The organism is Litoribacter ruber (assembly GCF_018449405.1).
GTDB classification, from domain to species: domain Bacteria; phylum Bacteroidota; class Bacteroidia; order Cytophagales; family Cyclobacteriaceae; genus Litoribacter; species Litoribacter ruber.
In genome coordinates this window covers 20462-44173 of sequence record NZ_JAHCMY010000020.1, presented here as the reverse complement: position 1 = coordinate 44173, position 23712 = coordinate 20462, and the positions used below count along the sequence as shown (strand labels likewise).

The following is a 23712-nucleotide window of genomic DNA, read 5'->3' as shown; positions in this document are numbered from 1 at the left end:
GCGCACCGTGGGCTTATGGCTCACGGCCGTCTACTCGATTACCTGCCGTTTTTTTTGTTCGGTTTTTTCAATACTCTATAGTTGCAAGCTTTGTTTTCTTCGTATTCTATTCTATGCTCCGAAAGAAGTTGAGAAATTATTTCCATTGTTTCTTCTTCATTTAGTCCAATTTTTTCTCCAAGGTCAATTTCATTATGTTTACCATTATCTTCTTTCAGTAAGTTATAATATCTGTTTTTGTTTTCCATAATTTGCTTGTTTTTTTGTTGCTATCATCATATGTGGGCTAAAAGGTAGAAGGTAAGGGTCATTTTCTGTTAACTGGATTAGCTCTAACAATGTGTTTTTTCGTTTTTCGTTTGACAAATTGATGAAAAAATCCTTGTCAAGCCAAGCTAAACCTTCAACAGCGTAAGTGTTGAGATGGACTAATTCTTGACTGATAAACTCTTTTTTGAGTTGTGATGGTTTGTAATAAAATGCTTCGGCTAACAGCCAGGGAAAATCATCTGGTGGATTATGAATTCCAGAAGTCAATTCTTCCTTGCACATTTCAAAAAATGTTTTTTTATGGATCAAACCATTTAAAAGTCCAACTAAAGTTGAGGCAGTATAATTTATTGCAAATGCCAGTATAACTCCGTCTATTTTCAAAACACGCTTCGCTTCTTGAATAGTTAAATCTCTATCTTCTTTTTTTTGAAGGTGGTAAAGCGGACCGTGTAGAATAATTAGGTCGGCATAATTATCAGGGAATTCCAATTTTCGAGATTCCCCCAAATGAATGGAAAACTTGTTTTTTAGTCTATTTGCTCTTGTTTTCGCAATCTTTATGTGTTTAGGAACTGGTTCTACTAAATGAACTAAATGTCCCTTTTTTGCAAGCCATTCTGAATATTTCCCTGTCCCACCACCAACGTCAATGATTTTTGAAGAAAAATTCGGAGTGTATTTTTCAATGAGTGACTTAATTCGTTCAAATTCAAATACTCCCATACCTTTTTCAAGTCTGGTTTCTTCCGACACTTTATTATAAAAGTTCTCTATATCTCTGCTTATTAACTGTTTATTATTCATTTTTAATTCATTTTTTTTATCACAGTTGAGCTATTTAGGTATAGCGCAAAGTGATAATGCAATTGATTTGAGGTCAATTGTTTTGATTAACATTCAAGGAAATTAAATGGTAATATTATCTGGGTATTGAAATTGGTAAACTTCAATAGAGTTATTACTCGGCTTCTTTACCGAGTTAGTCCTTTTGATAAGGATGCAGATAATATGTTATGAATAATAAAACAGGTTGCAAATATAAAAATAAAGAATTGATTTGTTGGTACAGTTGTCTTTTAAAATGGCAGGTAACTCGAATATCTCCATAAGTCCTATGAGGCTTATCTACCCAGATTAAGAGGGATAAACCTCACAAATAGTGAGAATTTATCAGGCTTATTTTTTCTTAAAAACATTTTCACCTGCCAAACCTTAATGATAAAGGCCTCTACTATTCAATGCTAATCATTCCTACCTTAAACACCAGAATCTCCTCCTCTGCATCCACCTCAGAGGTAAGGGTCCTTTTCACCTTCAATCTTTTGACGACCCACTTTTCCATCCAGCCGCTTCAGAACAATTCAAGTATTTCATAATCTTCGGATATACCGTGGCATTACCTACATGATTCAAGACCGGTCATAGAATTCCAGCGCCAATATCCCCACGTGCCCCAGCAAGGAGTAACTGATAGGAAGAAGCCCTCGTCATTCACCTAAAGACCATCCACTTTACCTCCTCCAAGATTAAGAAATTAATTACAATTTAAAAATACCGTGATTGGGGTAATTTTAGCTGTCCGAAGTCGGGATGTCCGATGTCGGATGGAGGGATGTTGGATGTTGGGTGCTGGATGACGGATGTCGGGATGGCCCATGTCCGAAGTCCGAGGGAGGGATGTCGGATTTTGGGCGCCGGATGGCGGATGTATAGATTTCGTGGTATCTTCGGGTGGCTCTGAAATCGGATCTCTGAAAAATTACCCCGATTAGGGTATTGCGGGTGGACATGATTTACAATAGTTTTGCAAAGACCTATTTATAATATCATGAATATCCGCAGTGATGCCAGAAGCCTGTATTTCTTTGCTATTTGGGCAGGAAGACAGAAGACCGAAGACCGAAGTGGCCTTAAATCTAGATTTTAGCCATTATTATAGTAGTCGAGGAAGCTAACTGGCAAGATAGCGGATAACCAAAATAAATATTCTAGAGAATTATGATTCTTTCTTTGTAACTTAACATATATGTGAATAAGTTTGCAACTATTACGCTGGAAAATCAGTTTATCTTTCGAAGGGTGAAATTCTACTCAGTGACGCTGGAAGGCGAAGTAAGTGAGGCGGAGAAATTTTTCGGGAAGATGGAAACATTTGCTGCGGAGGAGGATTCCAGCAGGTTTATTGCCGTTCTCGAGGAAATAGGCGATTATAGAGGGGCTAAGGAACGGTATTTTAGAAAAGAAAAAGCCTTTGAAGCTCTTCCCCCTAAGAATAAAGCCGTAAAGGAGCTTCAATTGGAGGAGTTTGAACCCGTTGAAAACTGGAGGCTTTATTGTCTTCGTTTGTCGGACAGTATAGTTATTTTGTTTAATGGAGATATTAAAACAGCCAATACCGCACAAGAATGTCCAAATGTATCTCCATTTTTTTATCAGGCGGAAAAATTTACTAGGTTAATAGACCAGGCTATACAGGAAGGAGATATCGAAATTCTTCCAAATCAATTAAGGATTGAACCAGGATTTGAATTAATGCAATGAAAGACACACAAAAGACTTCTGCATTTGAAAGGTTAAGGGCCAAAGTTAAGCCTCATGACAGAGAATTCGCTTCCCTTTCACTGGATATCGTGGATCAGATCCACGAAATATTGGATTCCAAAAACTGGAACCAAAAAACATTGGCGGACAAAATGGGGAAAAGAGAGTCTGAAATTAGCAGATTGCTAAGCGGAACCCATAACCTATCTATCCTTACATTAGCCAAAATACAAGTGGCTATAGGTGAAACCATCATCTGCACACCAAAAAGATTTGAAACCATTTCTTCTTCCCAGGTTTACTTTATTCCTGAAAACACTTCCATGACTTATGGAGAAAGGCCAGCAGGAGAAAGCAATTACGTAATGGTGGCATGAATGTAATACCGGACAAGATCCAAATTGTGGATGTAGAGCTTTTGGAGTTCTCGTTTAACCGAGTAGGTGAAACAAATAGCTCAATAAAACAGGTTCCAAGCCTGGAAATTGGAATGCACCATGAACTTTCGAAAGAGGACCGTATCTTGAAGTTTGTTTTTGATGGGAAATTGGAACTCAAGAACGAGGCACAAGATATCCTATGCAAGTGTAATTTCAAATGCAGCTTTGTCCTTAAGGTCGAGAATTTGGATGACTTTAAGAGAGAAGATGGGGAAACCATTAAGTTTGATCCCATTATCGGCTTAACCTGTACTGGGATTACTTATTCAACGCTCAGGGGCATTGTATTCTCAAAACTCTTAGGTACACCCTTAGAGCACTACATGCTGCCGGTAATAGATCCTAAGTCCTTGATGAGGTAAATACTCCCCTGCTTTCAAAAAAGGAAAAAATTTACGCTTTTTGTTACTTCTGGGATTCTTTTCTAATTTTCCAAATACTTCCCATTATGGAATAGTTTACATAAAAGATTAAACTTGCTATTAAAACATCCATCAAAATTATAAATGTCGCCTCTCCACTTTCCATTCCTAAAGCTTGCCAAATACCAAATAAAATTAAATGCCATAATCCTGGTCTGAAAATTAGCGCAGAAATTATTACAGTTAATATTAAGGCATAAACAGAATTGTCCATGAGGTGGTATATCTTTCCACATTTAATAACTCTATGGAATCTGAATTAGTATGTTTACCTTATAAACACATTAATGTCAATAAAATAAACACCTATATGGATGCATTGGAAAAAGATCTGCATGATCTAAAGAATGCTGTGAGACTAAGCCTAAAACACTCTCCCTATGCCACTCCAGATTAGCCGGTGATGAATCCGTTCATTGGGCAATTAGATNTGCATTGGAAAAAGATCTGCATGATCTAAAGAATGCTGTGAGACTAAGCCTAAAACACTCTCCCTATGCCACTCCAGATTAGCCGGTGATGAATCCGTTCATTGGGCAATTAGATCCGTTGCCCCCTTGCAGGGGCGAAAAATTTTTCGCCCCTGCAAGGGGGAATTCCGCATATACACTTCTTCCTCATCTCCAATTTTGACGGTGCCCACTCCCGCAGAAAAAGCGGGACAGGCTGTGGGTTTATGGCTCACGGCCTTCTACTCGATTATATGCAATTTCCTTCTTTCGATCAGGTCACCCGTTAAATTTTTATATTTAATTCAAGTTTCCCGCCAAAACCAAGCTCTATGATTTTTTGGAGTGTTGAAATTCGAGCTTCCTTAATATTGTTCTCAATTTTCGAAATGTAGGATTTTGTAGTTCCAACTTTTTCTGCAAGCTGTTCCTGTGTCATTCCCATTTCAATCCGAGTATCGTGAATTAAAGCTCCGATTTTGAATGCTTCATAACCTGCTTCCAGTTCGTCACGCTCTTTTGTCCCTCGTTTACCGTAGTTCTTTTCTTTAAACTCTTCAAGAGTCATTAAATTTTTATTTTTCGCTTTCATATTCTGATTTAATTTTAAGTGCCTTTTCTATTTCTCTCTTGGGGGTCTTTTGTGTTTTCTTGTGAAAACCGTTTGCTAATACAACCAATTGTCCTTGGTCAAAAAAACAGAAAATTCTAAAAATGTCGCTTCCTAACTGAACTCGAATTTCATAAAGACCATCGGTATTCTCTATGTGTTTGAGATATGTTTCCGAAATTCTTTGTAGGTCCTCAATCAAATCAAATGTCCAAACAACCTTTGCCTTTACTTTTTCGCTTTGTTTCGAAAAGAAGTCTTGAAAGTAATCCTTGTAAAACGTTATCTTCCTATGTTTCTGATTTTTACCCACAATACAAAGTTACAAAAGTTTCCCTAAAGTGAAACCACTAGTCTTAAAATTATTCCTTAAATCAGCTTTACAGAGCTTCTAATATTGCATATAACTCCAATATCTCCATAAGCCCTATGTGGCTTATTCCTCCAAATCCAGGGGCATAAGCCTCATAAATGGCCTGGATCTAGCAGGCTTATTTTTAAAGGATTACTTAAGGCAACCCGTCAATGAAAGGCAAATAGACCTCTCCTATTCATTGCGGTGCACTGTCCGCACGCAGCCAATCACATCCCTAACCCTCCCCGCAATGGCCATGGCCAACATGCGGGGAATCTACTTTCTACCATCTACCTATATGCACCCTTATCATAACCTTGATCTTCCAGCCGCCACTCCGAAATTCATATGGTGCGTCCCTCTGGGACTTATAGGAAGGCGGGTGTTGCTGCCTGCCGGTTGCCACCGGCGGTTATTATATCGGCCGCTCCTAGCGGAGCTGTGAACACCCTTTTCCCGTTGAGTGATTGTTTCAGACTTCGCACCCCACTGAAAGGAGAGTCTCCGAATGGTACTTTACCAATTTTCTTGTTATTTCTTTGGGACTTGGCGCTTTTGTGGCTAAAACCTGTAATGATACCTACCTGAGGTTTTTGAAAAAGGCAAAACATTGTACCTTTAGATGATTTAAGGTAAAGTTTACACTTTAAAAGAAACTATGAGCAATGACAAAGCAGTCATATTTGACATGGACGGGGTATTGGTCGACTCTGAAGGATTTTGGAAGCAGGCTGAAAATGAAGTTTTCTCCTCACTAGGAGTTGTATTAACGGAAGAATATACCAACCTTACCAAATCGATGACCACAACCGAGGTAGCAGAGTTCTGGTTTGAAAAATACCCTTGGAAGCAAAAGACTTTGAAAGATGTGGAAGAAATGGTGATTCTACGTGTCATCGAACTGATAAGAACCCAAAGCTGTGAAAATCAGGGGGTAAAAACCTTTATTGAAAAGCTAAAACCTGATCCAGCTATCTATCATAGAGCCGCCTCAAGTCTGAACATCGAACCTAGAAATTGCATAGCAATCGAGGATTCTCACACCGGTATGCTGGCTGCAAAGCGCGCAGGTATGAAGGTATTTGCATTTACAAATGGCGATTTGGAAATCAATTGTGAATTGGCAGATTGCCGTATCAATTTCTTTGAAGAAAACGGCTTTGAGTTGGTAACCAGATATCTTTAATTAAGAGTTAAATAAAAAATCACCCCAACCTGCAATTCCCTTTCAAATTCCGGATAGCGGTTTAGGGTAATTTATCCTTTTGTGAAAAAGGCTTTTAGATTGCCATTGGCATTGATAATATCATTCGAATTAATTAAAATCTCATTGAAATCACATAGGTTATCCGTTGGCACATATCTAAATCCCAATGGCATCTCTAAAATCAAAAACTCAAAATTAGCAGTTTGCCTAACTGAACTAAGCAAGAGATAAGCTATGGGATTATCAATAACATGTTGAAGGCTTGCCTGGGGTAACACCGTAAAGCTCATCCATCTATCCTTATCGATTTTAGAAAGCGTATCGATTCCTAACTTAGAGTCCATTCTTGGAGTCAAAAGTTTGATAGCAATGAGTTTGTCAATTGTATTTGGGACATAGAATTTGCTTAAAACATTGTTGAATTCATTTGCAGAGAGATTTACATACATTTCCCGGCATAATTCTCTTTTTGCTTCAAAATTCTCTTGGTCTTTATTATTGAAATCTGTCCTCGCTTTATTGTTGGTAAACAATTGTCCCATTTTGATCACATCCTGATCCATTTTTTTGGGTGACAATACTTTACAATTATTGGCCAACATTTCTTCCCATGCCAAATACCCAAACGCACCCCAGAAAGTTAAATATGATTTAAATTTCTTTTCTAAATCGGTATCACTATCGTCATGAATCCTTTTAATTACTCGATCTTGATAAAAATTATTTTCAAATATATTATACATTTTGATCAATCTTTCGGTGACTAAGCCATTGAACCATTAAAAATAATTTATGAATTGAAAGTACGTAACTCAAATTTACAAACCCCTACTTTTTAACAACAAAAGCCAAATCTAACAAACAAGATCACTAGTGCCCTACTGCTTCCCTTGGACTATGCGTTGAAACCAGGCTGCAAAATCACCGGGTCGTGATCCATTACTTGTCGATAGTCAAATTGGCAATGTAACTTTCAATATCTATGGTTCTATTTCTTGACAGGTTGAGTTTGGGCCGATCTGCAATCTGACGCCACATTGTGCCTTCCCTATGGTAGTTGAGTTGGCTTTGAGAATTCGATCTCTTTATCTCGATATTCCATCCATTCACTTTGAGCGATCCTTAGCTTTTCTTTATGCCTTGAAGCTCCTTGTCAATTTGGTGTGTTCTATCGACCTGTTGAACAACTCTCCTCCCTATCTTCAAGCTTTGCAAATTATTATAAACCCAAAATTTGCTTATTTGTCTCTTTATCAACTCCTCCCCCTGCAAAATCATCAAAGACCTTTGAAGTAGCTGTAATCAAATGGTTTTCAATGAAGGGGGCGCCTTCTGTAGCTCCCTGAACCGGATCTTTTAGACAACATTCCCATTCCAAAACTGCCCATCCATCAAAACCATACTGTGTAAGTTTCGAGAAAATAGCGTTAAAATCCACTTGACCGTCACCAAGGCTTCTAAATCTTCCTGCACGGTCCACCCAGCTTTGATAGCCTCCATACACCCCCTGCTTCCCGCTCGGGTTAAACTCGGCATCCTTTACATGGAACATCTTTATTCTTTCGTGGTAATAATCTATGAACTTTTTGTAATCCAGACATTGCAGCACAAAATGTGAAGGGTCGTAAAGTATATTGGCGCGCTTATGCCCGCCCACTTTGTCCAGGAACATCTCGAAGGTTACCCCATCGTGAAGGTCCTCTCCCGGATGGAGCTCATAGCAGACATCCACTCCGGCTTCATCGAAGGCGTCCAATATTGGCATCCAACGTTTTGCCAGTTCTTCAAAGCCCATATCCACCAAACCTGCAGGCCTTTGAGGCCATGGATAAATAGTATGCCACAGCAATGCTCCCGAAAAGGTAGCATGGCCGGTCAGGCCAAAGTTGGCCGAAGCCTTGGCAGCAAGCTTCATCTGGTCAACCGCCCAAGCGGTCCTGGCTTCCGGGTTGTTTTTGACACTGTGAGGAGCAAACCCATCAAAAACTACATTATAAGCAGGGTTCACAGCCACCAACTGACCCTGCAAATGAGTGGAAAGCTCCGTTATTTCAAGTCCTAATTCTTTTAGGACACCTTGTATCTCCTGGCAGTAATCCTTGGATTCGGCAGCCTTTTTCAGGTCTATACAGCGGGCATCCCAGGTGGGAATTTGCACTCCCTTGTAGCCAAGACCGGCCACCCATCTCCCTATGTTTTCCAAACTGTTGAAAGGGGCTTCATCCCCCATGAATTGCGCTAAAAATATAGCGGGACCTTTAACTGATTTCATCCGATTTCAATTTTTACTGTTCAAACTTTATCCTTTTGTTTTCCTTTCTCTACCACAGGGCTATTGCCCGATGAAGACTAGCACCACCCTTATCCCCCCCGCTGTGGCCATAGCCACCAACCGGGGAATCACCTCATTACCATCTACCCACACGCACCAGGCCGGAAGCCAAATAAACTCTTAAACTCCGCAATTAAGAAACTCTTTGCTATACTAAAGGAACCTTATAACCTCAAACCCTCCTACTTTGAACTTCCTCAATCAATTTAAGTAGAACTAGCGCCTTATCCAACCGGTCAAAAGGAAATGGTTCAGGAAAAGGCAGTTTAGAAGCCTGTCTGGCGCCAAAGGCAGGTTTATTTCCCGATAACCGTTTCGCGGATCGGGAATTGCATGTATAGCATTTGACACCAATGGTATAATAACTTATGTCAATGATCGATATAAAACCGGTCACCCAGATTTCTTCTGTATCAGCATATTTGGCCAATGAGGATATTTCCCAAGAGGAATTTCGTGATTTGGTAAATTATATGAGGAGTGCAGCTGATTCCATTGATACTTACACGCGTGAACTCAATGAAGTTTTAAGCCAATTAAAATGAGTTGCTCGGTTTTGAGCCTTTATAATCTGAGCAGAGAGTCTCCGACTTGAGGGAACGTTTGAAAATTACTGCGAAGTTCGCTTATTGAAGAGAATTGAAAAGGCCTTCAGACTTGGTCTACGCTTGAAGGGGTAAATTGGCATTCCGGAAATTCCATAGCCACCTCTACCCCCACATCAGGTAAATTTCTCATCGTAACAGTACCGCGGTTTTTGGAAATATAGGAACTTGCAAGTTTTAGGCCTATTCCCGTGCCGGTTTTGGACTCCCCTATCAATTGCCCATTATTGAATTTATCAATTATGGCTTCAGGTACAGGTTTGCCTTCATTCATTAGGATTATTATGACTCTGCCTTCAACTTTTCTACAAATAATAGAAATATACCCCCCTGCCGGGGTAAATTTCACTGCATTTGCCAGTACATTTCTAATTCCGATCATGACCATCTGTGTATCTGCCATGATATAGGCTGAAGTTTCTGCCTTAACATCTACTATTAAAGATTTTTCCTTGATAGCCACGTCCAAAAACTCGAGAACCGTGTAAATCAAACTGTCCACTTGGATGCTACTGGCATTAAGCCTTTCGCCGTCCATTTGCTCCATAGCCCAGTGAAGAAGATTTTCAAGTGACATGTTTAACTGCTTAGCCTGCAAACTTAGCTGGGGCAATAGTTCCTTGAGTTCCTCTAAGGTAAATTCATCCTGACTGGCCATTTCGGTGACCGTCGCGATGGATCTTACAGGTCCCTTGAGGTCATGGCCCAACACTTTGAAAATTTGCTGTTGGTGGATATTGAGCGCCTCGGTGTGCTGGGAAAGCTCATTGATTTCTTGGTTTCTTTTTTCCAGCAGGCTATAAAGAATACGCGTATTTTCCCATTTCTTTAAAATGAGATATACCAAGCCCAGGGAGGTAGCCAAAAAGACAAATAATAAGAGGATTATATAGCGCTGTTTGACTAAACTCCTTTCTTTGAAGTCCAGTTCTTGGTTATAAAGTGATTGCTGTTTATCCACAATTGCATTGGCCTCCAGTCGGGCAATCTCCAAACTATTCTCCTTTCTGCTTAGTGAATCTTTCAATACAGCATGTCTTTTAGTATAATTCAAGGCTTCCTTAAAAGAATCCATATACTCGTAAAGTTGGGAAATAGCATATAATGCATTAACCCTATTTTGCAAAGAGCCGGATTGATCCGCAAGATCAAGTGACCTTTTGGCATATTGTAAAGCTTGCCCATAATCTTTGGTATAGGTATAATAGCGGGTTTGGCTAACCAACGCATAGGAGAGCACATCGTAATCATCATCAAGCTCTGCTAGATACAGACCTTTGTCAAAATAAATTTTAACAGAATCCATCAAGCCCTCCCTGCCAAAATTATTTCCCAAGTTGAGATACAGGTTAGCCAAATCGGTAATGTTGCCCGCATTTTTCAGTATTTTGATAGCCTCATGATAAATGCTTAGGGTCTCTTCCAGATTACCTAATTGTAACTTAGCATTAGCTTGATTTAACATAAAATTGGCTATAACGACTGGCTCCTGGTTATAATCACTGGATTGAATCGCCCTTAGGTGATAATCAAGAGCGGTAGCAAAATCTTCCATCTCATAATAGACCAACCCCACATTGTTGTAAACACTCGCCAGTTTATTTACATCATTAAGCGCTTCAAAAACTTTGGCCGCCTGTAAATAAAAACTTATAGCTTCCGATAAATTCCCTTTTTGGTAATGATAAATACCCAAATAAGAATAGCCTTTGGCTATACCTTTGGAATAACTAATTGCTCTACTAGAGTTAAGTGTCCACTGTGCATAAAAAAGTAAACTGTCAAGATGGGAGCCCCTGAATTCATACGCCAGATCTGCAATACTGTCGATTTGAGTCGTATCTTCTAATAACTCTGAAGGGGATAGATCATTTTGAATCTGGTAGCTGAAGGAATGCTGGGCAGAAGTCAACGTTACCACCAATACCAAAAGAATGATTAAAGGTGCTAACTTAACCATAATTACACTGATGTAGGGTCAAATTAACAAATTAATAGAATTTAAAAGAAGAATAGTTGATTATTTTTTTTACAGAAACATTCACCTCCCCGTGCCCTTCATAGAGATGAATGAACCTGACTCTTACAAAGCCTATCCCATCATCTATATTTATATATGATTATTGGTTGCGGTCCAAACAAGTGGCCAATAAACTCCCTGGCTGACAAAATATCTGAGGATAGCAATCCGGTCATCGTCTCTACCTATGCTGAGCAATTAGAACTATACTGTTCACGAATTGGAAAAGTTAGGAGGTTAGGGAGTCTAATCTGCGTTTTAGTTTTTGTAGATTTTGCTGTTTCTTTTGCTCCCGATAATCCGTACCAAAGGCAGTATGGTAAATATGCCTCTTCAAAAAGTCTATTTGAATTTTAAGCCAGGTTGTCAAATTCAATTCTGGGTCAAAATGCCTCATTTCATTAAATAGCCTTTCGCTTTTGTCTTCAAACCCCTCAGTCCCCAGATAATCCAAGTCGGCATCTGCCAATATTTTTTCCATAATAGTAACTGGGGCTTGGGGTATTTTTGTAGCCATAATCATCCCGCAAACTTTTTCTACCTGCTCCGATGAAAAACCAAATTCGGGAAGGTCTTCCCTTACCATGCCACATCCTAGTTCCTCATGGTTTTCTCTTTGAATTATAAAACCTGCATCGTGATACACGGCTGCTGTTTGGATAAGCAAAAGTTCCTCCGGTCCTAAATTTTCATGGTTTGCTAACAGGAGGCAGTTTTGTAACACATCAAGGGTATGCCCGACGTTGTGATATAAAAGATAGGCTGGAAGATCCCGTTGAAGTTTGGGAATAATCTGGTCATAGACAGTTTTGAAATTCACCATTTTTAATGCTGCTCTGCCTTTCTTTTGATCAGTCCACCTTTTACTTCTTTAATGCTTTGTATGTAAAAAAAGGCCTCAGCATCTATCTCATTGACAGCCTCCTTAATCCTATGGATTTCCAATCGGGTGACAATAGTCATAATGATGTCACATTCATATTTTAAATGAAAGTTTTCAGGCAGATAGCCCCTTTCTCCTTTATACACGGAAATAGCTTTCCCGAAATTATTGACTATTAGACTTTTAATTTGTTCGTGTTCTTTGGAGATAATGGTCAGGGCAGTGTATTCCTCAAACCCATCCACCACATAATCGGAGGTTTTCATGGCCGTGAAGTAAACCAATATGGAATACATGGCGGTCTCTATACCAAACTTAAAAGCCGCTCCCAAGATGATAATCGTGTTTAAAGCCAAGATTATCTCTCCTGATGTGAATCCGGATTTTTTCTTGGTGTAATATCCTATCACTTCCAGCCCATCTATTACTCCTCCCCCTCTTATTACAAATCCAATCCCCATCCCAATAAAAAAGCCTCCAAATACTGCTATCAAAACCTTGTCTGTAGTGAATATGGGGATTTCAATAAAATACATTCCGGCTGCCAACAGCAATACCGCAATTAGAGCTTTCAAGCTGAATGTTTGGCCAATTTTACTATAGCCTATAATCAGAAAAGGAAGGTTGAAAACTATCAAAAGAATGCTGATATGTACATTGGCAAATCCTTTGACCAATATGGAGATGCCCGTGATTCCCCCATCTAGAAAATTATTGGGTACCATAAAACCCTGAAGTCCTACTACTGCAAAAGCAACCCCAATTATCGTAAAGGCTATCGATTTAAATGAAAAAATAGACTTCCAATTAATTTTTTTCAAATCACTCATTATTCTTAATTTAAATCTTTGCCCGGAACAGTCCCGATCATCCAAAACTCGGCTGGATTGCCATGATGTTTTTTAAATATAGACTCTTAATTTCCTACTCCAAAACTTCGTAGACCACCACAGGGTCCTTTTTATTCTTTAATTTCAATACATTGGATTCTTTGCAATTGAAAGATTCCTTTACCTTCTGATAATTGGATTCGGTAATGAGAATTTGGTTTTTGTCTGCAGCGGCCTGCAGCCTGGCTGCGACATTTACAATATCCCCTATAACCGTAAAGTCGAACCTTTTGAGGGTGGTGGAACCGATATTACCAGACACCATCTCCCCAGAATTGATACCTATAGACACCTGAGGCTTAAATTCAGCTTTACCTTGAAATCCCGGCAATCCATCCAAGGTTTGTCTAATGGCCAGGCAACTGTCAATTGCTCTATCCAAATGATAATCACCGGTAAACACCGCCATGATTGCATCGCCTATAAATTTATCTACCACCCCTCCTTCCTTGATTATCTCCTGTACCATGATGTCAAAATAGCAGTTCAACAGCTCCACTACCTTATCCGGTGACTCATTTTCACTGATGCTGGTAAAACTGCATATATCGATAAAGGCCACTGTTCCTTCCACACTTTCATTAAGAAACATGGCTTTTTCTATTTCCACCCCACCCATAAAATTTAAGACGGTTTCATCCACGTACATCTTGAGGATATTGTTTTCCTTAACAGCCTTAAGGGTTTCTCTAATCATCAACACATGCTTCAGGGTCCTATCAATAGTAAGTTCCAAATCCGCAAAATTCACGGGTTTGGTCACAAAATCAAATGCTCCTCTGTTCATAGCCAGGCGGATATTGTCCATATCCCCATAGGCGGATACAATCACGGATTTTAGGAGAGAATTCTGTTCATTGAGCTTGGAGAGCAGAGTCAGCCCGTCCATTTCGGGCATATTGATATCACTGAGAACCAAGTCTACATCTTTATGGTCTTTAAGCTTCTCCAAGGCATGTCTGCCATTGATTGCAAAAATAAATTCATATTCACTTTGTCGGATTTTTTGCCTGAATTTCTGTTTGATTAAAATTTCCAAATCCTCCTCGTCATCTACCACTAATATCTTTGCCATTTCTTTTTCCTTATCTTATTGCAGTAAATTGTTGATCTCTTTTTTAAGGGATTCAAAGTCTATGGGTTTGGTGAAAAATCCCGTGGCTCCTGAATCCATGGCTTTATCATGATTTTCTTGGTCGCCATAGGCTGAAATCATGCTTACCTGTAGCTCAGGGTAGCGAGCTTTTACTTCTTCCAATAACTCCAGGCCACTCATGCCCGGCATGTTGATATCGGAAAACATGTACATTACCTTTGGAGGGTTGCTTTCCTCGAGAATATCCAAGGCCTCCCTTCCGGAAAAAGCAAAAACAAGCTCTAGGTTGCCAGTTTTGATTTCCTTTCTGAACTTTTGCCTAAAAAGCGTCTCTACATCCTTTTCATCATCAACTATTAGTATTTTCATATGTCTTTATATGTTATCATAAGGTAGAGTAATTGTAAATACGGTTCCTCGGCAACTCTCTTCCAATCCGATTTCCGCGTTGAATTGATCGTTTGAATCATTGTGTCCTACTTCTAAATTACCTCCGTGTGCTTTAATGATATCATAACTAAGCGACAACCCAAGTCCTGTTCCTTCGCCGGTAGGCTTGGTGGTAAAGAAGGGTTGAAAGATTTTAGCCTTAATGGCCTGGGGTATACCTATGCCGTTATCCCTAATGGTGATCATCACATTCCCTCTGCCATGATCAGAATAAAGAGCGGTGGCTACTTCAACTTTAGGTGTATAGTCCTGTATTCCCTTTTCCTGGAGGTTTTTGGCTTGCTGATTGACGGCATAAAAGGCATTGTTGATAAGGTTAAGAAAGACTCTACCTATATCCTGGGGGACAATGTTTATACTTGGAAGATCTGGATGGAGGTCCAACTTAAAACTTGCATTGAAGGATTTATCCTTTGCACGTAAGCCATGGTAAGATAGCCTGAGATACTCCTCAGCAAGGGCGTTAATGTCCGTAAGGGATTTCTCTTCAGAATTATTCCGGCTGTGCATCAGCATTCCCTTGACTATGGCATCGGCACGTTTGCCATGGTGGTTTATTTTTTCCAGGTTTAGTTTGATATCTTCTACCAAAACCTTTACCTCCTCGATGTCCCCCTTCTGAAGTTCTTCTTTCATTTCATCAAGAAGTTCACTGCTTACTTCGGAAAAGTTATTGACAAAATTGAGCGGGTTTTGGATTTCATGCGCTATTCCAGCAGTAAGCTCTCCGAGGGAGGCCATTTTTTCGGCATGGATGAGCTGTGCCTGAGTGGATTTAAGTTCTTCAAGAGTTTTTTCAAGTTCTTCCTTTTGCTGGGTAAGTGCCGAGGTCCGTTCACGGACCTGTCTTTCCAACATTATTTTCATCTGCTCAGTGGCTTTAAACTCCTGTTCCCTAGCCAAGGATTTAATCTTTTCTCTTTCAAGGGCTTTTCTTTGCCTGTTGTTATTGATCCACATGGCAATGCCCCATGCAATAGCACAGAATATGGCCAAAAGGAAATAGTCATCCCAACGCTTGTAAAACTGTGGAAAAATAAATTCGACTACTTCAATTATTAGGGATAATAATAAAAGAGGCAACCAGGCGAATACAAGCTGTCTGCCTTTGTCCAATTCTTTAAACCGGAGAATAGCATAAATTACAGCCCCTACTAATAAAATTGAGAGCACTTTCCCAAATACATCCCCTAGCAAGGTGGAAACATCTAAAATCCATACCGTGATGGATACAATTAGCCCCCACTTTAGGGTTTTCTTCCATCTTAGTGGAACTTCATAAGTCAAAGAAGAAGTCCTGAGATAGGAAATAAGAATAATGGCGACTATAATTTCTACATTCATTATAACTTCCGATAGGGATATTAGCTTTTATATTCAATCTTCGCTTTGTTGCCTGTATTTGCTTTCTATCCCATCCTCCCTCTACAATCTAGCTTCGACACATTGAAGGAAGCCCCCTGGCATCATTGCTGATAATCCATATTTTTTTCTGTCGATAAATTTGCATGAAAATAACAAATAAAGCAATAGTTAAAGTTAAACAATCTATTACCTTTTGCGCTCATTGCCACTTTCCTTCAGTCTGGGATTGAGTGACACTTTCCTGCCTTCCGAATTTCTCCGCATTCTCATATTGACAAGTTCAACTGTCAGGGAGAAAAAAACAGCAAAATAGATATAACCTTTAGGTACTTCCACATGGAATCCTTCTATCAGTAACATAAAACCAATTAAGATCAGAAATGAAAGGGCCAAAATCTGCAAAGTCGGTTGCCTGTTGATAAAGGCACTTATTTTACCCGCAAACAGAATCATAATCCCCATAGCAATCACCACCGCTACAATCATAATCTGTACCTTATCCACGAGGCCCACAGCTGTCAAAATACTATCAAATGAAAAAACGGCATCCAATAGGATTATTTGGAGTATGACCCTAAAAACATTGCTTGTCACGTTAGTTTTAATCACCTCGGCTTTCCCTTCCATCTTATGATGGATCTCCAAAGTGGATTTGAAGATGAGAAACAGACCACCGCCAATAAGAATTAAATCCTTGCCACTGAATTGAAATCCCATCAGACCAAATAACGGGTCGTTGAATTTTATAATATAGGTAATTCCCAGAAGTAAACCTATTCTAAAGATCATGGCAAATACAAGCCCTATTACCCTTGCCTTTTCCTGTTTGGATTCAGGCAGTTTATTGGATATTATGGAAATAAAAATAATATTATCAATACCCAACACCACCTCGAGAAAGGTAAGCGTGGCCAAAGCTATCCAAGTTTCTGTGAGTAGATAGATTTCCATATGTGCAGATTAATTGCAAAGACTACCTATAATTACAAAAGGTTATTCTAATTCCCTCATCACTTTGCAGGGGTTGCCATAGGCTAAGACATTATCAGGAATATTTTTGGTAACTACACTTCCGGCTCCAATGGTAACGTTGTTTCCAATAGTAATACCCGGGCAAATAATTGAATTTCCACCTATCCATACATTGTCCCCGATATCAACTGGCCTGGTAAATGTTTTATATCTGCTTTTATTTCCTTCCTGCGCTATTCGTTCAGACGCTATTAGAGGATGGGAAGCCGTGTAAATCTGCACATATGGGGCAATCAATCCGTTTTTCCCTATACTGATTTTATTGTTATCTAAAAACATACAATTAGTATTAACAAACGTATTTTCACCAATCGAAATATTTTCTCCATAATCGCAATAAAACGGAGCCTCAATCCAAATACCCTTACCCACAAAATCAAAAAGCAGCTTTAAAATCTTCTCTCGTTCTTTAATGTTTTCCGAATTTAGGTTATTGTACTCCAATAATAATTTTCTTGCCTTATGGTATATCCTAATTAGTTCGGGATCCCTGGAATCGTAAAATTCTCCATTAAGCATTTTTTCCTTTTCTGTCATCTGGGTGATTTCTAATTATATAAATTCCTTAAATGGTGCAGCTTACTAAAGCTTGCCCTGTAAGAATGCAACCCAGGGGTTGATCCTAAAAATGCACTATTACTCAAGGTTGGATTTTTCCTGAATCGATACAATTTTGCCTTTCTTATTTCCCAAATATCTACTATCGGGTTCTCCAATCAGAAAGCCATAGGGCCGGGTGGTATTATTTTGATTGAGCAGTATTCTTAATGCTGCCATCATGGGTATGGCCAGTATAAGACCTGCCAACCCAAACAGTATGCCTCCCAGCAACAAGGATAGTATGGCGAAAAACGGGTTCACCTGCACCTGCCCCCCTACGATATTGGGTGTGATGAAATTTCCTTCTAAAAATTGTACCACCTGAAACCAAGCAATAATACCCAAGGCATACCAATAGTTATCCATAGTAGCCAATGCAAACAATGCTGGCACTATCGAACCGATAGCGATCCCAATGTATGGAATCAGTAATAGAATAGCAGCAAAAAACCCAAAAAACCATGCATATTTGATTCCCATAAACATCAACCCGAGGGAATTCAATACGGCCACTATACCCATTACTATCAGAAGACCCAATAGATAGCTTTGTATTACTTTATATATTTCTTGAATGACTCCCCTGGTATTTTCCTCAGGCTGACTGGAATTGGCTCGGATAATAAACTCTACAAAAAAATCCCTATAATAGAGCATGAAAAAAATAAAAATCGGCAGCAAAATGATATTGGCAATAGTGCCTCCTGCAGACCCAAAAAATGCCACCAAATATCCTCCTGCATTGGACGCGGCCTTTTGTCCCTCCTCACGTACCCGCAAGGTTAGGCTACCCCTCTGTATCCCAAAGGTAGATTCTACCCATTGGGTGATGGAATCATAGATCTCCACAAAGTTTTCACCCAAATCTTGCCCGTCTTGCCCAATCACTATGGCTTGGTTGACAAGCAAGACAAATAAACCTGTAACCATTAAGATCAATACCACTACTGATATAACCGCAGCCAGGGTTCTGGGAAGCCTCCATCTTTCCAGCCGGTGACAAAGTGGGAAAAGCAAAACCCCAAAAATGATTGCAAACAACAGGGGGATAATCAAGCCTTTTAAAATGTAAAGAATAGCCACGACCATAAAAAGTATGAGCAGGCTTGCGGCAATATTCAATGATTTGGATTTCATAGGTAGGTCAAGTAGCCAAAGCAAAACTTATCAGGAGAATCAAATGTTTACCAATATAAATCATATGTTAAGACATTACAGTTAATCCTTCAATATTTAATAATCCAACTAATCCAAAACATTGGATAAAATGAAAACAGCCATTATAGGAAGTGCTAATTTCAGGGATTGGGACGCTTTCAAAAATAGTTTAATAGGATTAAATATCTCACAAATTATTATAAACGGAGACAGGGGAGCGGCGAGGTTTGCAAAAAGATATGCCAAAATAAACAGGTTACCTTTGATGCATATAACCCATCACAAAAATTTGGGCCAGCTTGAAAAATCCCAAAACCATTTGGAGATTATCGATGCCTGTGAGTGTATAGTGGTTTTTTGCAACGGAAGTTCTTCTGAACTTTCCCCAATAATCCAGCTGGCAAGGCAAATGGGTAAAAAAATCAGCTTGGTTATCGTGTAATTCTGCCACAAATTCAATCAATATTTTCAGAAGGAGGCAGCTTTATACCCATTTTGGCCGCCCGGATTTTCCATTGGGTCCTGGCCAGATCCTGCATATCCTGAATGGCATCACTTTCATCCTGTATTTCCAACCCCAACAAAGTTTCCAAAATATCCTCCATAGTGACTATTCCACTCATTCCTCCATACCCATCCACCACCATGGCAATGTGCTCCCGTTTATTTAGAAGTAATTCCAATACATCAGGAATGGGATCAGTTGCCTGCACTATGGTGATAGGTCTTTTGAGTTGTTTGAGCTTTAGGTCAAACTCATCCTGCACCAGTTTTTCAAAAGCGTCGAATTTGAGGATATAGCCTGTAATGTTATCTATATTTTCCCTATATAATGGAATTCTAGAAAATGCCTTCATCTCTTTTTTTACAAAAAAATCTTTTAAAGTTGTCTCCTCATCCAACACCAGGGTGACCGTTCGGGGGGTCATTACATGATGGACCTGTATGGTTTTGAACATGATAAGGTTGTGAATTATTTTGGACTCACTTTCAGCAAACCACCCCTCTTTGGTGGCAATATGGGTCAAGGCAGCCACTTCTTCCCTACTGGTGGTACTTTCATTACCACCGCTAAAAACTTTCGTCATCTTCTCAGACATAATGACCACCGGATACAGGATCCAGATCATAGCGGCCAAAACCCCTCCCATGTAAGGGGCTATTTTCTTCCAATAAGCAGCCCCCAAAGATTTGGGGAATATTTCAGATAAAACTAAAATCAGGATCGTGAGGATTGCCGAAATAATTCCAAAAAATTCATTTCCATAAATTCTGACGGCCTCTGCCCCCACTCCGGCAGCCCCAACCGTATGAGCTATGGTGTTAAAACTCAATATAGCCGCCAATGGGCGGTCAATATTTGTTTTCAGCTCTTTTAATCTTCCAGCATAACTTTTTCCTTCCTGTATTTGGGTTTCAATATAGGATGGGGATATACTTAACAAACTTGCCTCTAATAAGGAGCAGACGAACGAAATCCCGAGGGCTAACAGCAAATAAAACAATAAGAGCGTCATATGTATCGATTACCATATAAATTTAGTAAATAATCGAGGTTTATTTCACAAAAAAAAGGAATCCCATACGCTCTTCGCTTGAAACCAAAGCTACACCCTCCACGTCGCTTGCGGTTTTTAAACCCTTAAACCAGGCCGAAGGCCGAATAACCTTCTGAACCGAGGTTTAGAAGCCTGCCAGGCTGCGAATGAATTGGAAAGTTTAGAAGGTTAGTATGAAAAGTTGAATGGCTAAATGTGGGTTACACTGCCTATCAAAATTGACTAGCAGCTTTTTTATTATAAAGGTTCTTTAGGTCATTAAACCTTTAAATCACAGAACGAGGACTTTTATTTTCATCTATGGCAACTAAGGTGAAACCTCCCTTTATGGCTAGGTGACGGCTATCGCTATACATTTCTTCCACAAAGATTTCCACTTCGACATCCAAACTGGTGGTGCCTACCCGTGTAACTCTGCCGATTAATTCTATCAGTGTATCAGCAGGGATGGGGTGGTTGAAATCTATCTGTTTGGAGGAAACGGTTACCATTCTTTTTCTGCTGAACCTTGTAGCAGCCATAAAGGCCACTTCATCCATTAGATACATGGCCATGCCTCCAAAGAGGGTATCGTAATGGTTAGTAGTATTGGGAAACACAACCTTGAATACCCTGGTTTCGGAGTCAGCAATCCTTCGAGCTAAATCCATCAGGCCACCTCCCTTTCCACAGCCAGAAAATGAGTGACATTACCTCGAAGCCCAATTAAGGGCAGGATGTGTACCAAACATTCATAGGCTTCACCGCTTTTGCGGTGGTTGGTCAGCTGCATTTCAAATTCGATTTCCTGATCCAGATTTTGTCTGAAATCCTTTATCCTTTCCTTCCTAGTACTCGGTCCCTGTAAAAATGAGGGTTTTTTCCCTAAAGCATAACTGGACGAATAACCTGTCATAATCTCAAAACCTGAACAGGTCCACATGATGTTGGTATTTACATCTGTGAGGACAAGAGCCTCATAAGGCATATGTAACACATTTGACCAATTCAGGTCCCATGCAAACCTATGGCCTAATCTTTTTAGCTCCTGGACATCTTGTTGTCTAACTTTTTCATTCACCCTATTCATGGCAATTACATCATAACAGTGTAAAAACGGGACCTTCCCCGAAGGAACATTGGGAAGTGCCTGTAGAGAAATATTATTGGAGTAGTCTGATTGCGCAAATACATCCAAACTTTGGATGGTCCTGCACTTTGGCCTAGCGGGAGGAAAGGGTTTAACTTTTTTGGGGCTATCAATCCACGAATAACCTAATTGGGATGTTGACATTGCTTTTCAAGTTGATTTTTGAAATAATTTTTCAAAATTCCGCAACGCCCTTTGGCAGATAAATAATAAGAGGATTTGGCTAGGCCAATCCTGACTATTACCCCAATCCACGAGGGCATATGTCAATACAAAATAGGCAAGTCTCCTGGCTTGTAACTTTTTGCCGGCCTTCTCATTCCAAATAAATGGGACAATGGCTGATTTCGGTCAAAAACACGTGTTACATTACAGTTGCGGGACAGCTCATGATTTGCACATGATTCCTTTTTAATCGGCATTTCTGCCAAACCTGTTTTGAGTTGATGAAATTTCAAAAGGAAAGTTATAGTTTTCTTTTCATTATACAAGAGGATAACAACGGAAATCTTGGTCTTGCGCCGAACCGGCACTCTTGTGAGAATATTTTCAGACTTCGCACAATTGAGTTGAGAGTTTCCGACTCGGAGGTAAGTTTCGAATTCACCCACTTTTACAAGTCTTATAATTTCTTTATACCTTGGGGTCTTTGTGGCCAAAAACTTGACAAAGAAACAAAGATGCGCTACACCTAACCACCATTCTAACCTTCACTTTTCTTAAAAGTCAATCCCTGCTCTTCGAGCGATTTTCGAAATGCAGGCAAGGAAGCCTTTCCAATGCCGTGGATTTTCAAAATTTCTTTTTCCGTAAATTCGGATAGTTTATGAATGGTATCAATTCCGTGATGAAGGAGGGCGTTTCGCGCAGGGTTGCTTAAAGACGCCAAAAACCCTGAAGCTGGCTCTTTGAGTTTTTCACAGGTGGGACACGTAGGACAGTCACTACTTTTATAGAAAGTGTGGCCATTCTTACAGGTCTTCTTTTGCTTCTCTGTTGCCATAACTTTCGGTTTTCTTAGTGATATTCATTTGCATCTGTCCGTTAGATTGGATAAGGGGTTTGAACCCTCCATAGACCATTCTACCCGCATCAAAAATCACCTTATCGGGATTAGTCAACGGGGCAATTAAGGCTGCAACTCTAGGGTCTTCAGGTACTTTTAAATTGGCAAAATCACGGACCTCCTTGGAAGGAAAAGCAACCCAACCGAATACTATTATCTCATCTTCTTTAGCTTCTACGCTTGTGACAAAAGATTTTGTTCCCTCAAAAGTCAAATCATCACCGACGAATTCCCAATAAGCAGTTGCTCCATACTCTTTCCATAAATCTGCTACTTTGCCAGCCACATTTTGGTATTCGCCCAAATGAACTTTGGGAATTGGAAGAACAAAGCCATCTATGTAATCCATAATTATATAATCTTTATATTTAAGTCTGTGAAATAGGTTGGCCGAAGGTCGAATAATCTTCTAAACTACGGTTAGGAGGTTAGAATCTTACTTAATTGAGTAGAAAGTAGATGTCCCGAGGAGCGCCAATGGAAAATTTACGAGGCGCTTCGGGACGGTAGAAATGTTTAGGGATGAAGGCACAGTGAATCACCTCTATCCCTAAACCTCCCCACGTGGTGGCCTAGGCCACCACGTGGGGAATCTACTCTCTACCATCTACCCATCTGCGCTCTCCCGATTCGCTTCACTTCTCGGGACAAGTTCTGCGTGTAGCCAACCCTAAAGCTGCGGCCTTTGCGCTTTCTCTTTGCGACCTTTGCGTGAAACTGCCGCGATGAAGCCGCCGCTTTGCGATTTTTAAACCTCTAAACCAGGCCGCAGACCGAATAAACACCTAACCGTACTATTCTATCGGCGCATGAAACATCCACTGTATTCCAAATTTATCCGTACAGCTGCCATAATGCTCACCCCAAAACATATCTTGAAGCTCCATGCTAACCTCCCCTCCCGATGACAAGGAGTCAAAATACTTGCGTGCCTCCTCCTTGCTATCCACATGGAGGCTGATATGGACATTGTTGCCTGTGTTGAGCTTAAACCCCATGGATTCTGGGGCATCAGTGCCCATCAGCAAGTGGCCGCCCACAATGGGGAGGGTCATGTTCATGATGAGGTGTTTGTCCTCCTCAGCTATTGGAGGGGCGCCTTCCGAAGGGGGCATGTCACCATAACGGTGGATCCCCTCGATGAAATCATTGCCAAATACTTCCTTGTAAAAATTGAATGCCTGCTCGGTCTCCCGCGCAAAATTCAGGTAAGTGCTAACTGCTGCCATA

29 protein-coding genes and 1 riboswitch are annotated in these 23712 nt (G+C 40.0%); of the genes, 6 read left to right on the top strand and 23 right to left on the bottom strand.

The window, feature by feature from the left end; genetic code table 11:
• Positions 1-38: 38 nt before the first annotated feature.
• From KI659_RS17625 to KI659_RS17615, 3 genes are all read right to left on the bottom strand, one after another.
• The gene (locus KI659_RS17625) at positions 39-248 is read right to left on the bottom strand and encodes a hypothetical protein (protein ID WP_213946704.1); all 210 of its coding nucleotides are present in this window, start codon (positions 246-248) and stop codon (positions 39-41) included.
• Positions 223-1077, bottom strand: coding sequence for a class I SAM-dependent methyltransferase (locus KI659_RS17620; RefSeq protein ID WP_213946703.1), 855 nt, complete (start codon positions 1075-1077; stop codon positions 223-225). The genes KI659_RS17625 and KI659_RS17620 overlap by 26 nt, the downstream gene beginning before the upstream one ends.
• A 767-nt stretch (positions 1078-1844) precedes the next feature.
• Complete coding sequence (locus KI659_RS17615; protein WP_213946702.1) at positions 1845-2063, bottom strand: hypothetical protein; 219 nt, start codon at positions 2061-2063, stop codon at positions 1845-1847.
• A gap of 304 nt (positions 2064-2367) precedes the next feature.
• Between KI659_RS17615 and KI659_RS17610 the strand changes: the two genes are divergently transcribed.
• The 3 genes from KI659_RS17610 to KI659_RS17600 are packed head-to-tail and all read left to right on the top strand — an operon-like array spanning position 2368 to position 3616.
• Positions 2368-2814: a hypothetical protein gene (locus KI659_RS17610; RefSeq protein WP_213946701.1), complete on the top strand. Its 447-nt coding sequence runs from the start codon at positions 2368-2370 to the stop codon at positions 2812-2814.
• A complete protein-coding gene (locus KI659_RS17605; protein ID WP_213946700.1) occupies positions 2811-3191 on the top strand; it encodes a helix-turn-helix domain-containing protein in 381 nt (126 codons plus the stop codon). Before KI659_RS17610 ends, KI659_RS17605 begins: the two co-directional genes overlap by 4 nt.
• Complete coding sequence (locus KI659_RS17600) at positions 3188-3616, top strand: hypothetical protein (RefSeq protein ID WP_213946699.1); 429 nt, start codon at positions 3188-3190, stop codon at positions 3614-3616. The genes KI659_RS17605 and KI659_RS17600 overlap by 4 nt, the downstream gene beginning before the upstream one ends.
• A 43-nt stretch (positions 3617-3659) precedes the next feature.
• On the opposite strand, the gene KI659_RS17595 is transcribed toward KI659_RS17600, so the two are convergent.
• The 3 genes from KI659_RS17595 to KI659_RS17585 all read right to left on the bottom strand — a co-directional run bounded on the left by KI659_RS17595 (position 3660) and on the right by KI659_RS17585 (position 5048).
• On the bottom strand, positions 3660-3890 hold the full coding sequence (locus KI659_RS17595) for a hypothetical protein (protein WP_213946698.1): 231 nt from the start codon (positions 3888-3890) through the stop codon (positions 3660-3662).
• Between the two features lie 521 nt (positions 3891-4411).
• Positions 4412-4717 (bottom strand): helix-turn-helix domain-containing protein, encoded by a 306-nt coding sequence (locus KI659_RS17590; RefSeq protein ID WP_194975639.1) that lies wholly within the window; start codon positions 4715-4717, stop codon positions 4412-4414.
• Positions 4701-5048 carry a type II toxin-antitoxin system RelE/ParE family toxin gene (locus KI659_RS17585; RefSeq protein WP_213946697.1) on the bottom strand — a complete coding sequence of 116 codons (348 nt, stop codon included), beginning with the start codon at positions 5046-5048 and terminating at the stop codon, positions 4701-4703. The genes KI659_RS17590 and KI659_RS17585 overlap by 17 nt, the downstream gene beginning before the upstream one ends.
• Before the next feature lie 700 nt (positions 5049-5748).
• Between KI659_RS17585 and KI659_RS17580 the strand changes: the two genes are divergently transcribed.
• Positions 5749-6276: an HAD family hydrolase gene (locus tag KI659_RS17580; RefSeq protein WP_213946696.1), complete on the top strand. Its 528-nt coding sequence runs from the start codon at positions 5749-5751 to the stop codon at positions 6274-6276.
• Positions 6277-6347: 71 nt separating this feature from the next.
• Here the strand turns inward: KI659_RS17580 and KI659_RS17575 are convergent, their stop codons facing one another.
• A complete protein-coding gene (locus KI659_RS17575; protein WP_213946695.1) occupies positions 6348-7040 on the bottom strand; it encodes a hypothetical protein in 693 nt (230 codons plus the stop codon).
• A 476-nt stretch (positions 7041-7516) separates the two neighbouring features.
• Complete coding sequence (locus KI659_RS17570) at positions 7517-8569, bottom strand: sugar phosphate isomerase/epimerase family protein (RefSeq protein WP_213946694.1); 1053 nt, start codon at positions 8567-8569, stop codon at positions 7517-7519.
• Positions 8570-9003: 434 nt separating this feature from the next.
• Between KI659_RS17570 and KI659_RS17565 the strand changes: the two genes are divergently transcribed.
• Positions 9004-9174, top strand: coding sequence for a hypothetical protein (locus tag KI659_RS17565; protein WP_213946693.1), 171 nt, complete (start codon positions 9004-9006; stop codon positions 9172-9174).
• A gap of 106 nt (positions 9175-9280) precedes the next feature.
• Here the strand turns inward: KI659_RS17565 and KI659_RS17560 are convergent, their stop codons facing one another.
• From KI659_RS17560 to KI659_RS17520, 9 genes are all read right to left on the bottom strand, one after another.
• Positions 9281-11194 (bottom strand): tetratricopeptide repeat-containing sensor histidine kinase, encoded by a 1914-nt coding sequence (locus KI659_RS17560; RefSeq protein WP_213946692.1) that lies wholly within the window; start codon positions 11192-11194, stop codon positions 9281-9283.
• 289 nt (positions 11195-11483) lie between these two features.
• Positions 11484-12077 (bottom strand): HD domain-containing protein, encoded by a 594-nt coding sequence (locus KI659_RS17555; protein ID WP_213946691.1) that lies wholly within the window; start codon positions 12075-12077, stop codon positions 11484-11486.
• A 2-nt stretch (positions 12078-12079) separates the two neighbouring features.
• Positions 12080-12967, bottom strand: coding sequence for a YitT family protein (locus tag KI659_RS17550; protein ID WP_213946690.1), 888 nt, complete (start codon positions 12965-12967; stop codon positions 12080-12082).
• A gap of 94 nt (positions 12968-13061) precedes the next feature.
• A complete protein-coding gene (locus tag KI659_RS17545; RefSeq protein ID WP_213946689.1) occupies positions 13062-14102 on the bottom strand; it encodes an adenylate/guanylate cyclase domain-containing response regulator in 1041 nt (346 codons plus the stop codon).
• Between the two features lie 15 nt (positions 14103-14117).
• Complete coding sequence (locus tag KI659_RS17540) at positions 14118-14492, bottom strand: response regulator (RefSeq protein WP_213946688.1); 375 nt, start codon at positions 14490-14492, stop codon at positions 14118-14120.
• 6 nt (positions 14493-14498) lie between these two features.
• On the bottom strand, positions 14499-15917 hold the full coding sequence (locus tag KI659_RS17535) for a sensor histidine kinase (RefSeq protein ID WP_213946687.1): 1419 nt from the start codon (positions 15915-15917) through the stop codon (positions 14499-14501).
• A gap of 207 nt (positions 15918-16124) precedes the next feature.
• Positions 16125-16889 carry a TerC family protein gene (locus KI659_RS17530; protein ID WP_213946686.1) on the bottom strand — a complete coding sequence of 255 codons (765 nt, stop codon included), beginning with the start codon at positions 16887-16889 and terminating at the stop codon, positions 16125-16127.
• Between the two features lie 42 nt (positions 16890-16931).
• Positions 16932-17507 (bottom strand): sugar O-acetyltransferase, encoded by a 576-nt coding sequence (locus KI659_RS17525; protein ID WP_213946685.1) that lies wholly within the window; start codon positions 17505-17507, stop codon positions 16932-16934.
• Positions 17508-17606: 99 nt separating this feature from the next.
• Complete coding sequence (locus KI659_RS17520; protein WP_213946684.1) at positions 17607-18707, bottom strand: AI-2E family transporter; 1101 nt, start codon at positions 18705-18707, stop codon at positions 17607-17609.
• A 130-nt stretch (positions 18708-18837) separates the two neighbouring features.
• Here KI659_RS17520 and KI659_RS17515 point away from each other — a divergent pair, with 130 nt between their 5' ends.
• Entirely contained in the window at positions 18838-19170 is a 333-nt protein-coding gene (locus KI659_RS17515) for a hypothetical protein (protein WP_213946683.1), read from the top strand.
• Positions 19171-19183: 13 nt separating this feature from the next.
• Here the strand turns inward: KI659_RS17515 and KI659_RS17510 are convergent, their stop codons facing one another.
• The 6 genes from KI659_RS17510 to KI659_RS17485 form a co-directional block, all read right to left on the bottom strand.
• Positions 19184-20245, bottom strand: a complete 1062-nt coding sequence (locus tag KI659_RS17510; protein ID WP_213946682.1) for a CNNM domain-containing protein — start codon at positions 20243-20245, stop codon at positions 19184-19186.
• A 308-nt stretch (positions 20246-20553) separates the two neighbouring features.
• Complete coding sequence (locus tag KI659_RS17505) at positions 20554-20937, bottom strand: acyl-CoA thioesterase (protein WP_213946681.1); 384 nt, start codon at positions 20935-20937, stop codon at positions 20554-20556.
• Positions 20937-21560, bottom strand: coding sequence for a PAS domain-containing protein (locus tag KI659_RS17500; RefSeq protein WP_213946680.1), 624 nt, complete (start codon positions 21558-21560; stop codon positions 20937-20939). The genes KI659_RS17505 and KI659_RS17500 overlap by 1 nt, the downstream gene beginning before the upstream one ends.
• 118 nt (positions 21561-21678) lie before the next feature.
• Positions 21679-21868, bottom strand: a riboswitch (cobalamin riboswitch).
• 251 nt (positions 21869-22119) lie between these two features.
• Positions 22120-22419, bottom strand: a complete 300-nt coding sequence (locus KI659_RS17495) for an RNA polymerase alpha subunit C-terminal domain-containing protein (protein WP_213946679.1) — start codon at positions 22417-22419, stop codon at positions 22120-22122.
• A complete protein-coding gene (locus KI659_RS17490; RefSeq protein ID WP_213946678.1) occupies positions 22388-22831 on the bottom strand; it encodes a DUF1428 domain-containing protein in 444 nt (147 codons plus the stop codon). The genes KI659_RS17495 and KI659_RS17490 overlap by 32 nt, the downstream gene beginning before the upstream one ends.
• A gap of 445 nt (positions 22832-23276) precedes the next feature.
• A complete protein-coding gene (locus tag KI659_RS17485) occupies positions 23277-23711 on the bottom strand; it encodes a VOC family protein (RefSeq protein WP_213946677.1) in 435 nt (144 codons plus the stop codon).
• Between the last annotated feature and the right edge of the window lies 1 nt (position 23712).

Coding starts and splice junctions, on each gene's coding strand:
- KI659_RS17625 (WP_213946704.1), bottom strand. CDS start 248: ATGGAAAACAAAAACAGATATTATAACTTACTGAAAGAAGATAATGGT.
- KI659_RS17620 (WP_213946703.1), bottom strand. CDS start 1,077: ATGAATAATAAACAGTTAATAAGCAGAGATATAGAGAACTTTTATAAT.
- KI659_RS17615 (WP_213946702.1), bottom strand. CDS start 2,063: ATGTCCACCCGCAATACCCTAATCGGGGTAATTTTTCAGAGATCCGAT.
- KI659_RS17605 (WP_213946700.1), top strand. CDS start 2,811: ATGAAAGACACACAAAAGACTTCTGCATTTGAAAGGTTAAGGGCCAAA.
- KI659_RS17600 (WP_213946699.1), top strand. CDS start 3,188: ATGAATGTAATACCGGACAAGATCCAAATTGTGGATGTAGAGCTTTTG.
- KI659_RS17595 (WP_213946698.1), bottom strand. CDS start 3,890: ATGGACAATTCTGTTTATGCCTTAATATTAACTGTAATAATTTCTGCG.
- KI659_RS17590 (WP_194975639.1), bottom strand. CDS start 4,717: ATGAAAGCGAAAAATAAAAATTTAATGACTCTTGAAGAGTTTAAAGAA.
- KI659_RS17580 (WP_213946696.1), top strand. CDS start 5,749: ATGAGCAATGACAAAGCAGTCATATTTGACATGGACGGGGTATTGGTC.
- KI659_RS17575 (WP_213946695.1), bottom strand. CDS start 7,040: ATGTATAATATATTTGAAAATAATTTTTATCAAGATCGAGTAATTAAA.
- KI659_RS17570 (WP_213946694.1), bottom strand. CDS start 8,569: ATGAAATCAGTTAAAGGTCCCGCTATATTTTTAGCGCAATTCATGGGG.
- KI659_RS17565 (WP_213946693.1), top strand. CDS start 9,004: ATGATCGATATAAAACCGGTCACCCAGATTTCTTCTGTATCAGCATAT.
- KI659_RS17560 (WP_213946692.1), bottom strand. CDS start 11,194: ATGGTTAAGTTAGCACCTTTAATCATTCTTTTGGTATTGGTGGTAACG.
- KI659_RS17555 (WP_213946691.1), bottom strand. CDS start 12,077: ATGGTGAATTTCAAAACTGTCTATGACCAGATTATTCCCAAACTTCAA.
- KI659_RS17550 (WP_213946690.1), bottom strand. CDS start 12,967: ATGAGTGATTTGAAAAAAATTAATTGGAAGTCTATTTTTTCATTTAAA.
- KI659_RS17545 (WP_213946689.1), bottom strand. CDS start 14,102: ATGGCAAAGATATTAGTGGTAGATGACGAGGAGGATTTGGAAATTTTA.
- KI659_RS17540 (WP_213946688.1), bottom strand. CDS start 14,492: ATGAAAATACTAATAGTTGATGATGAAAAGGATGTAGAGACGCTTTTT.
- KI659_RS17535 (WP_213946687.1), bottom strand. CDS start 15,917: ATGAATGTAGAAATTATAGTCGCCATTATTCTTATTTCCTATCTCAGG.
- KI659_RS17530 (WP_213946686.1), bottom strand. CDS start 16,889: ATGGAAATCTATCTACTCACAGAAACTTGGATAGCTTTGGCCACGCTT.
- KI659_RS17525 (WP_213946685.1), bottom strand. CDS start 17,507: ATGACAGAAAAGGAAAAAATGCTTAATGGAGAATTTTACGATTCCAGG.
- KI659_RS17520 (WP_213946684.1), bottom strand. CDS start 18,707: ATGAAATCCAAATCATTGAATATTGCCGCAAGCCTGCTCATACTTTTT.
- KI659_RS17515 (WP_213946683.1), top strand. CDS start 18,838: ATGAAAACAGCCATTATAGGAAGTGCTAATTTCAGGGATTGGGACGCT.
- KI659_RS17510 (WP_213946682.1), bottom strand. CDS start 20,245: ATGACGCTCTTATTGTTTTATTTGCTGTTAGCCCTCGGGATTTCGTTC.
- KI659_RS17505 (WP_213946681.1), bottom strand. CDS start 20,937: ATGGATTTAGCTCGAAGGATTGCTGACTCCGAAACCAGGGTATTCAAG.
- KI659_RS17500 (WP_213946680.1), bottom strand. CDS start 21,560: ATGTCAACATCCCAATTAGGTTATTCGTGGATTGATAGCCCCAAAAAA.
- KI659_RS17495 (WP_213946679.1), bottom strand. CDS start 22,419: ATGGCAACAGAGAAGCAAAAGAAGACCTGTAAGAATGGCCACACTTTC.
- KI659_RS17490 (WP_213946678.1), bottom strand. CDS start 22,831: ATGGATTACATAGATGGCTTTGTTCTTCCAATTCCCAAAGTTCATTTG.
- KI659_RS17485 (WP_213946677.1), bottom strand. CDS start 23,711: ATGGCAGCAGTTAGCACTTACCTGAATTTTGCGCGGGAGACCGAGCAG.